This is a genomic window from Specibacter sp. RAF43, from assembly GCF_052114065.1.
In the GTDB taxonomy this organism is placed as follows: domain Bacteria; phylum Actinomycetota; class Actinomycetes; order Actinomycetales; family Micrococcaceae; genus Specibacter.
The window spans coordinates 1-2,696 of sequence record NZ_JBFREA010000056.1 but is presented as its reverse complement, the minus strand read 5'-3'; the positions used below and the strand labels follow the sequence as shown (position 1 = coordinate 2,696).

General features: G+C 68.4%; 2 protein-coding genes. Both read right to left on the bottom strand.

What is annotated here, in order from left to right:
• Positions 1 to 199: 199 nt before the first annotated feature.
• Positions 200 to 1,495, bottom strand: coding sequence for a kynureninase (kynU, locus tag AB4Y80_RS16835; RefSeq protein ID WP_442215485.1), 1,296 nt, complete (start codon positions 1,493 to 1,495; stop codon positions 200 to 202).
• Between the two features lie 90 nt (positions 1,496 to 1,585).
• Positions 1,586 to 2,696: glycoside hydrolase family 3 N-terminal domain-containing protein (locus AB4Y80_RS16830; protein WP_442215484.1), on the bottom strand; the 1,111-nt coding region annotated here is incomplete at its 5' end.

Sequence of the window (2,696 nt, the reverse complement as noted above, 5' to 3'; positions counted from 1 at the left end):
GACGAACAGCCAAGGAAATCCGCCGCTGCCTCAAACGCTACCTCGCCCGCCGCGTCTACCGAACCTTCAACTCACAATCAGCAACCCTCAACACCGCTTGACAAACATAGAAGGGTCCCGCATTAGATGTCGAAAAACCCCGACTTTTCGGGCTTTTTCGACATCTACTGCGGGTCAGTTTTGCTTATGCACGACGGCGTCAGGTGACGGCATTGCGCGCCTTGAACTCCGGCGCGTCCCAGGCGCCGGAGTCCAGGATGTCACGGAGGATTTCCACGGCGTCCCACACGTCCGCGTAGCCCAGGAACAGCGGGGTGACGCCAAAGCGCAGCACTTCCGGTTCCCGGTAGTCGCCGATGACGCCGCGGGCGATCAGCGCGCTCATGACGGCGTAGCCCTCGGGGTGGCGGAAGCTGACGTGGCTGCCGCGGACCGCGTGCTCACGCGGGGTGATCAGTTCCAGCCCGTGCACGCCGCAGCGCTGCTCGACGAGTGCCACAAACAGGTCGGTCAGCGCCAGCGACTTGGCCCGCACGGCCGCAGGGTCGGCGTCGAGCATGATGTCCAGGCCGGTTTCCACCAGGGCCAGCGCCGTGACCGGCTGGGTGCCGCACAGGAAGCGGTTGATGGTGGAGGCCGGGGCGTAGCGCTCCGCCATCTCGAACGGCCTGGCATGCGACCACCACCCGGCCAGCGGCTGCCAGAAGCGGTCCTGGTGCCGGGCGTTGACCCAGATGAAGGCCGGGGAACCGGGGCCGCCGTTGAGGTACTTGTAGGTGCAGCCCACGGCGTAGTCGGCGTCAGCGCCGTTGAGGTCAACCGGCACCGCGCCGGCCGAGTGGGCCAGGTCCCAGACCGTCAGGGCCCCGCGCCCATGCGCCGCGGCCGTGACCTCCCGCATGTCCCACATGGCGCCGGTGCGGTAGTTGACGTGGGACAGGGCGACGACGGCCACCTCGCCGTCGAGTGCCTCCTCCAACGGCAGCTGCTCGTCGACGAGTCGAATCTCATAGCGGCGGCCGGTGGCCTCCACGACGGAGTTGAGGAAGTCCGCCAGGCCCTCGGCGATGTAGATGTCGGTGGGGAAGTTATCCCTTTCGGTCACGATGACCCGCTTGTCCGGGTGGTCCACCTGCTGGATCCGGATCGCCGAGGCCAGAGCCTTGAACAGGTTCAAGCTGGTGGTGTCGGTGACGACGGCTTCACCCCCCTGTCCGCCGATCAGCCGGGCCAGCTTGTCGCCCAGACGGCCGGGCAGCTCGAACCAGCCGGCGGTGTTCCAGCTGCGGATCAGGCCCTCGCCCCACTCGTTGGCGACGACCTCCTGCACCCGTTCCAGGGCCCCCACCGGGCGGGGGCCCAACGAATTGCCGTCCAGGTAGATGACGCCCTCCGGCAGGATGAAGCGCTGCCGGAACGCCGCCAGGGAATCGGCCCGGTCGGCCGCGACGCAGGCGTCCCGGCTCACGGTGGCAAGGGTGTTGATGGCGGACATGTGAACTCCTTCGGTGGCGGCCCCGTGCGGGCATCGGGTCACGACCCGACCGGTGGTCTCTGCCCCAGCCTAGGATATCCACCGGCGGCCCTATTGGCCGTGCTTGACGGTCAGGATGGTCAGCACGGCCGCATTGACCTTGGCCAGGAAGGCCGGATTCTGCTGCGCCAGCGCCAGCACGCCCCGGTACATGTACGGGATGGCGTTGGGATTGGCGCACAGCACCATGGTGCCGCCGGCGTTGACAAAGTTCGCCGCCCGGACCGCCCAGCTCCACGGCTGCAGCTGGACGGCGTTGCAGAGGTCGTCGGAGAGGACAATCCCGGTGAAGTGGTCGTCCCCTCGCAGGACGTCCGCCATGAGCACCGAGGAGAACGCCCCGAGCTTGCCCGGCCGGTTGTCGATCCGCTCGTAGTAGGCGCTGGAGACCATGACCCACCGGGCGCCGTTGGTGATGGCGGTCTTGTACGGGAGCATGTAGGGGTCGGTGCGGGTGGTCACGGTGTCATGCACATTGGCCGTGGTATCCGTGTTGGCCGTGACCCGGCCCAACCCGGGGAAGTGCTTCACGGCCGGCATGACATACCCGGCCCGCATGCCGGCGGCAAAGGCGTTGCCTTCCTCGGACACCTTTTGCGGGGTGTACCCGTATTCGCGCTCAAAGTAGCCGATGGGCGGATTGTTCGGGGCGAAGGCCGCGCTGGGCACGGTGTCCAGCACGGGCGCCAAATTGACGCTCACCCCGGCCCAGCGCAGCTGGTTGCCCCAGTTCTTGGCATCGGCGGCCAGGACGGCCGGGGTGATTGAGCCCTGGGCCAGGGCCGTGGGAATCCGCGAAAACCCCTGACCATTGAGGACTTGGACGTAGCCGCCCTCCTGGTCCGTGCCGACCGCCAGGTTCTCGTTGTCGGTGGTGGCCGTGGACACCGTGGACGTCATCGCCTTCACGACGGCGGCGGTGGCGTTGATGCCGGCGGAGGAGCGTCCGGACAGGTACACGTTGCCCACATGGTAGTTCCGCAGCACGGTCATGGTGGGGGTGCCGGCCCCGGTGGCCGCCGCGGCCACCATGAACAGCTGGCCCACCCGTTGCGCCAGCGTCATGTGGGCCAGATGCTCGGCCGGCGTCTGCCACCCCAACGCGGCCGGCGCAGCCGCCGGCGCCGCGGCCGGCGCCGCGGCCGGCGCCCGCGGCCGGCGC

Bases quoted from the DNA above. Each gene is read 5' to 3' on its own strand.
- kynU (WP_442215485.1), bottom strand. From the start codon at position 1,495: ATGTCCGCCATCAACACCCTTGCCACCGTGAGCCGGGACGCCTGCGTC.